This window comes from Pseudomonas guariconensis (assembly GCF_015680235.1).
Taxonomy (GTDB): domain Bacteria; phylum Pseudomonadota; class Gammaproteobacteria; order Pseudomonadales; family Pseudomonadaceae; genus Aquipseudomonas; species Aquipseudomonas guariconensis_A.
Window position 1 is genome coordinate 37,205 of sequence record NZ_JADLJL010000039.1, and the last position, 6,590, is coordinate 43,794.

Below are 6,590 nucleotides of genomic sequence, written 5' to 3' on the forward strand. Positions count from 1 at the left end.
AGCGCGGTCTACATTGAAGCATAGGCAGCAATGGGTGCATTGTTGGACCATGGTTGCACAGCAGTGAGGGGGACGATCATGAGCAAACGCGTGGCATTGGTACTGGGATCCGGCGGTGCCCGGGGGTACGCGCACATCGGCGTGATCGAGGAAATCGAACGACGAGGCTACGAAATCGCCTGTATCGCCGGCTGCTCGATGGGGGCGGTGATCGGCGGCATCTATGCAGCCGGCAAGCTGGACGAATACCGGGGCTGGATCGAAAGCCTGGACTACCTGGACGTGCTGCGCCTGGTGGATGTGAGCTTTCGTCTCGGCGCGATCCGTGGCGACAAGGTGTTCGGCCAGATTCGCAAGATCGTCGGCGAGGTGAACATCGAGCAATTGTCCATTCCCTACACGGCCGTGGCGGCGGACCTCACCAACCAGCAGGAAATCTGGTTCCAGGAAGGCTGCCTGCACCAGGCCATGCGCGCCTCGGCAGCGATTCCCAGCCTGTTCACGCCGGTGATGCAGGGTAACCGGATGCTGGTCGATGGCGGCATTCTCAACCCATTGCCGATCGTTCCGGTGGTTTCCAGCCACTGCGACCTGATCATCGCGGTGAACCTCAACGCCACCAACCAGAAGCAGTACCAGTTGCCGGTGATCGAACGCCCGGCGGCGTTCAAGATGCGTTTCGATTCCTTGATCAGTTCGCTTGGCTCGCGCATGCCCTTTCGACGCAAGCCGGCCGAACAGCTGATACGCATCGAGCAGGAAATCGTCTCCGAAAGCCTGGCTGCCCATAACCCTTGGCTCGGGGAGTCGGCAGACCCGGAGAGCCAGCAACCGGCCGCGGCGCCGGAACGCGGGGGGGCGCCCAGGTCGGCCACCGGTTCGTTCATCATCGACAACGTCGGGCCGGCCTCGTTACTCGACCTGATCAACCAGAGCTTCGAGGTGATGCAGACGTCCCTGGCCCAGTACAAGATCGCCGGCTATCCGCCGGATGTGCTGATCAACGTGCCCAAGCGGGTGTGCCGCTTCTTCGAGTTCTACAAGGCGCCGGAGCTGATCGCGCTGGGGCGGGAGATCGCGCGGGATACGCTGGATAACTATGAAGGCGAGCGGCGTTAGGTGCCTGGGTGTTCACCCTGCACTGCCACGCGTACGTCCCGCGATTGGCCGGCGCGCCATCGCGATACATGGCACGGGCTGCGCCCGTGATCGCGGGGCAAGCCCGCTCTCATAGAACAACGCATGACTATTTGATTTTGCGAGTCTTGTGAGAGCGGGCTTGTCCCGCGATTGGGCCGGGCCGGATATCACCGTCGCCTGGCAAGGGCTTCGCCTTTAATCGCGGAACAAGCCGCGCTCCCACAGGGGGGCGGCGCTAGCCGCTTGTTCTCTGCGCGACATCGCAGCCCGAAGGGCTGGGATATCTCTTGCAAGTTCAAGCGAGGCTCGAAACGAAACAGGCCGCATAAGCGGCCTGTTTCGTTACGGGGCGGGCACTCAGTAGCGAGTGACGTCGGCGTTGGCTTCCAGCTGCTTGCGATAGGCGGCGAAGTCCTGCTGGCCGGCACGGGAGGCAAGGTAGCGACGGATTTGCGTCTTCTCCTCGTCGGTGGCCGCAGCACCTTCGTTGACCCCCTTGAGCTGCAGGACCACCAAGCTGCCATCGCCCAGGACCACGCTGCCGTATACCGGCTTGTCCTTGGACTCGGGCTTGGCCAGACGGAACACTGCCTGCAGTTCGGCTGGGTCGATACCGTCCTGGCCGCGGGTGACCGCTTCCTGAACCTTCCACGCCTGGCCCTCATGGGCCGCATCAGCGGCGACCGAGCCATCACGCAGGCCAGCGATCAGCTTGTCGGCCTTGGCCTTGAGTTCGGCGATCGCCTTTTCCTTGGCCAGGTGGTCGTGGATGTTCTTGGCCACGGCCTCCAACGGCAACTGCGACGGCTTGCGGTGCTCCTTGACCCGCAGCACGACCACGGTTTCCGGGTCCAGCTCGATGGCGTTGCTGTTGGCGCCTTCGTCCAGCACTTCTTCGCTGAACGCTGCCTGGACCACCGAACGGTTGGCGGTGATGCCTTCGCCGCCCTCGCGACCGAACGCTGCCGAGGTCTGCACCTTCAGGCCCAGGTCCTGGGCCGGCTGGGCCAGGTCGGAGGCTTCGAAAGCGGCATCCTCGAGCTGCTTGGTCACTTCCACGAAGCGCTGTTCGACCTGCTGGGTCTTCAGTTCGCGGGTCAGCTTGTCTTTCAGGCTGGCGAAGGTCGGCACTTCCGGCGCCTGGACACCCAGCAGCTTGATCAGGTGGTAACCGAACTCGGTGCGCACCGGCGCCGATACCTGGTCCTGGTTCAGCTTGTACAGCGCCTGCTCGAAGGCCGGGTCATAGACGCCGGGGCCTGCGAAGCCAAGGTCACCGCCATTGTTGGCCGAACCTGGGTCCTGGGAGAACTCCTTGGCCAGGGCGGCGAAATCCTCGCCCTTGGCCAGGCGCTGCTGGATCTCCTCGATGCGGGCCTTGGCCTGGGCATCGGAGACCTTGTCGTTGACTTCGATCAGGATGTGCGCGGCATGGCGCTGCTCGGCCAGGTTGGCGACTTCCTTCTCGTACAGGGCCTTGAGCTCGTCCTCGTTGACCTCGACCTGGTCGAAGAAGGCCGACTTCTTCAGCTCGATGTAATCGATGACCACCTGGTCTGGCGTCATGAATTCCTTGGCGTGCTGGTCGTAGTGCGCCTTGACCTCCTCGTCGCTCACCTTGACCGCGGCCGGGTCGGCCTTGAAGGTCAGCGAGGCGAAGTCACGGGTCTGCTTCTCCAGTCGGGCAAAGGCCTCGACCTGCTTGTCGGTGACGAAGCTGCTACCGACCAGGCCTGTGCGCAGCTGGCTGATGAGCATTTCCTCGGTCAGCATCTCGCGGAACTGCATCCGGCCATAGCCCAGCTGGCGGATGACCGAGTCGAAGCGTTCGGCGCTGAACTTGCCGTCAACCTGGAACTCCGGCATCTGCAGGATCATTTGATCCAGCGCGGCTTCGGAGAAGGAGAACTTGGCATCCTTGGCGCCCTGCAACAGCAGCTTGCGCTCGATCAGCCCCTTGAGCGCGGCTTCGCGCAGCATTTTTTCGTCCAGCAACGCGGGGTCGAAATCCTTGCCCAGCTGTTGCATCAGCTGACGGCGCTGCAAGTCGACGGCCTGGCTCAGCTCGTTCTGGCTGATGGTCTCGTCGTTCACCTTGGCAGCGTCCTGGCTATGGCTGGTGGCCTGGAAGATGGCCTCGAAGCCGGTCAGCGCCATCAGCACAACGATAAGGCCGATGATGGTCTTGGCAATCCAACCTTGTGAATTGTCCCTGATATTCTGCAGCATGCGTCCCCCAGAAACGGTTGTACCACTGCGTCGACAACCGTGGAGCGTGGGTAGAGTCCTGATAGAAGAAAGGCGCATCCTGTGGGATGCGCCTTTTCAAAGCGAGCGTGCCAACGGGAACGTTTGCGGCCCCGCCGTCACGCGGTCGGGCCTGGCATGGCCAAGCCCGGCTGAAAGAGACGACTTAGTTGACGGCGTCTTTCAGGCCCTTGCCAGCCTTGAAACCTGGAACCTTGGCGGCAGCGATCTTGATCGCCTTGCCAGTTTGTGGGTTGCGGCCGGTGCGCTCGGCGCGCTCCTTGACCGAGAAGGTACCGAAGCCAACCAGTACAACATCGTCACCTTGCTTCAGGGCGCCGGTGACGGATTCGATGACTGCGTCCAGCGCACGGCCAGCTACAGCTTTCGGAATGTCAGCGGATGCGGCGATAGCGTCAATCAGTTCCGACTTGTTCACTCTAAGTCCCCTTATATCTCTATTGAGTTTGTTTCTAAGTATGTAATGAAAAGCTTATGAAACGAGCACTGGGCGGCCTATTGACACTGGCGTGCCGTTTTATAGCAAGGCCCCGAAAAAACTGTCAAGGAAAGCCCCCCAGCGAAATACGTACTAGTGCGTGCTGATTCTTTCCTTAGCATCGCCGTCGCGCTTTTCATCTTTCGCGACAATCTCCGGAGCCACATCTGGCAAGGGCTCCGGGGCGTATTGCAGCGCAATTTGCAGGACTTCGTCAATCCATTTGACCGGTTTGATCTGAAGATCCTGTTTGATATTTTCAGGAATCTCCTTCAGATCGCGAACATTCTCCTCGGGAATGATCACCGTCTTGATCCCGCCCCGATGCGCCGCCAGGAGTTTTTCCTTGAGGCCACCGATAGCCAATACCTGGCCACGCAGGGTGATTTCACCGGTCATGGCCACATCGGCGCGTACCGGGATCTGGGTCAGGGCCGAGACCAGCGCGGTGCACATGCCGATGCCCGCGCTCGGGCCGTCCTTGGGCGTGGCGCCCTCGGGCATGTGGATGTGCACGTCATGCTTCTCGTGGAAATCGGCGGCGATACCCAGGCTGCGGGCACGGCTGCGGACCACGGTCTGCGCGGCGGTGATCGACTCGACCATGACGTCGCCCAGGGAGCCGGTCTTGATCAGCTGGCCCTTGCCGGGGATGACCACCGCTTCGATGGTCAGCAGTTCGCCGCCTACCTGGGTCCAGGCAAGGCCGGTGACCTGGCCGATCTGGTCCTGCTGCTCGGCCAGGCCGTAGCGGAACTTGCGCACGCCGAGCAGATGCTCGAGCTGTTCGCCGGTGACCTTGACCTTGAGCTGCTTCTCGCCGGTGTGCTCCTTGACCACCTTGCGGCAGACCTTGGCGATCTGGCGCTCCAGGCCACGCACGCCGGCTTCGCGGGTGTAGTAACGGATGATATCGCGGATCGCGGTGACGTCGATCTCCAGCTCGCCCTTCTTCAGGCCGTTGGCCTTGACCTGCTTGGGCGTGAGGTACTTGACCGCGATGTTGATCTTCTCGTCCTCGGTGTAGCCCGGCAGGCGGATGACTTCCATGCGGTCAAGCAGCGCCGGCGGGATGTTCATCGAGTTCGAGGTGCACAGGAACATCACGTCTGAGAGGTCGTAGTCGACTTCCAGGTAATGGTCGTTGAAGTTGTGGTTCTGCTCGGGGTCGAGCACCTCCAGCAATGCCGAGGCCGGGTCGCCACGCATGTCGCTGCCCATCTTGTCGATTTCGTCGAGCAGGAACAGCGGGTTGCGCACGCCCACCTTGGTCATCTTCTGGATCAGCCGGCCCGGCATGGAGCCGATGTAGGTACGGCGGTGACCGCGGATCTCCGCCTCGTCACGCACACCACCGAGGGCCATGCGCACGAACTTGCGGTTGGTGGCGGCAGCGATGGATTCGGCCAGGGAGGTCTTGCCCACGCCAGGCGGGCCGACCAGGCACAGCACCGGGCCGCGGATCTTCTTCACGCGCTTCTGTACGGCAAGGTACTCCAGGATGCGTTCCTTGACCTCTTCCAGGCCATAGTGGTCGGCATCGAGGATTTCCTCGGCCTTGGCCAGGTCCAGGCGCACCTTGCTCTGGGCCTTCCACGGCACCTGTACGAGCCAGTCCAGGTAGGAGCGCACCACGGTCGCCTCGGCGGACATCGGCGACATCTGCTTGAGCTTGTTCAGCTCGGCCTGGGCCTTGGCCAGGGCGTCCTTGGGCAGGCCGGCGGCTTCGATGCGCTTTTTCAGCTCCTCGACTTCGTTGTGGCCTTCGTCGCCATCGCCGAGTTCTTTCTGAATGGCCTTCATCTGCTCGTTCAGGTAGTACTCGCGCTGGCTGCGCTCCATCTGCTTCTTGACCCGGCCACGGATACGCTTCTCGACCTGCAGCAGGTCGATCTCGGCGTCCAGCAGCGCCAGAACGTGCTCGACCCGGGTCGGCAGGTCGACGATCTCGAGGATCTCCTGTTTCTGCTCGATCTTCAGCGCCATGTGGGCCGCCATGGTATCGACCAGGCGCCCCGGCTCCTCGATGCTATTGAGCGAGGACAGGACTTCAGCCGGGACCTTCTTGCCCAGCTGGACATACTGCTCGAATTGCGACAGCAACGTGCGCACGAAGACTTCCGACTCGCGCTCGGCAGCTTCCGCTTCATCGATCAGGGACACTTCGGCACGGACGTGCCCTTGGGTTTCGGTAAAACGCTCTACCGCACCGCGCTGCTCGCCCTCGACCAGCACCTTGACGGTACCATCGGGAAGCTTGAGCAATTGCAGGACGGTGGCGATGGTACCAACGCGGTACAGGGCGTCTTCGCCTGGATCGTCATCGGCAGGATTCTTCTGGGCCAGCAGCAGGATCTGCTTTTCGCCCGTCATCGCGGCCTCGAGGGCTTCGATGGACTTCTCGCGCCCCACGAACAGTGGGATGACCATGTGCGGATAGACAACGACATCGCGCAATGGCAAGAGAGGCAAGTCGAGGGTGGTCTTCATGATTTCGCCTCTACAGCGGCCCTTAATGGCCGGAAACCGGTGGAAATGATGCTTGGACCTAATGTGGGGGCAGGTCTGCAAAAATACAAGCGCTGAGATCGGAAAAGCAGAAAGGGGCCCGTACAGACTGTGTGAAAACACACTGATAGGCCCTAGACCAAACGCCCCGACTTGTTCGGGGCGTTTGTTTTTGTGCTGAAAAAAGGCTCTTCAG

The 6,590-nt window shown here is 61.7% G+C and carries 4 protein-coding genes; 1 reads left to right on the forward strand and 3 read right to left on the reverse strand.

What is annotated here, in order from left to right; all coding sequences use genetic code 11:
* Nucleotides 1–78: 78 nt before the first annotated feature.
* Nucleotides 79–1,119, forward strand: a complete 1,041-nt coding sequence (locus tag IRZ56_RS20355) for a patatin-like phospholipase family protein (protein ID WP_196146592.1) — start codon at nt 79–81, stop codon at nt 1,117–1,119.
* Nucleotides 1,120–1,497: 378 nt separating this feature from the next.
* Here the strand turns inward: IRZ56_RS20355 and IRZ56_RS20360 are convergent, their stop codons facing one another.
* From IRZ56_RS20360 to lon, 3 genes are all read right to left on the reverse strand, one after another.
* The gene (locus IRZ56_RS20360) at nt 1,498–3,369 is read right to left on the reverse strand and encodes a SurA N-terminal domain-containing protein (RefSeq protein WP_196146593.1); all 1,872 of its coding nucleotides are present in this window, start codon (nt 3,367–3,369) and stop codon (nt 1,498–1,500) included.
* Between the two features lie 184 nt (nt 3,370–3,553).
* A complete protein-coding gene (hupB, locus tag IRZ56_RS20365; RefSeq protein WP_011533117.1) occupies nt 3,554–3,826 on the reverse strand; it encodes a nucleoid-associated protein HU-beta in 273 nt (90 codons plus the stop codon).
* 153 nt (nt 3,827–3,979) lie between these two features.
* Nucleotides 3,980–6,376, reverse strand: coding sequence for an endopeptidase La (gene lon, locus IRZ56_RS20370; RefSeq protein WP_196146594.1), 2,397 nt, complete (start codon nt 6,374–6,376; stop codon nt 3,980–3,982).
* Between the last annotated feature and the right edge of the window lie 214 nt (nt 6,377–6,590).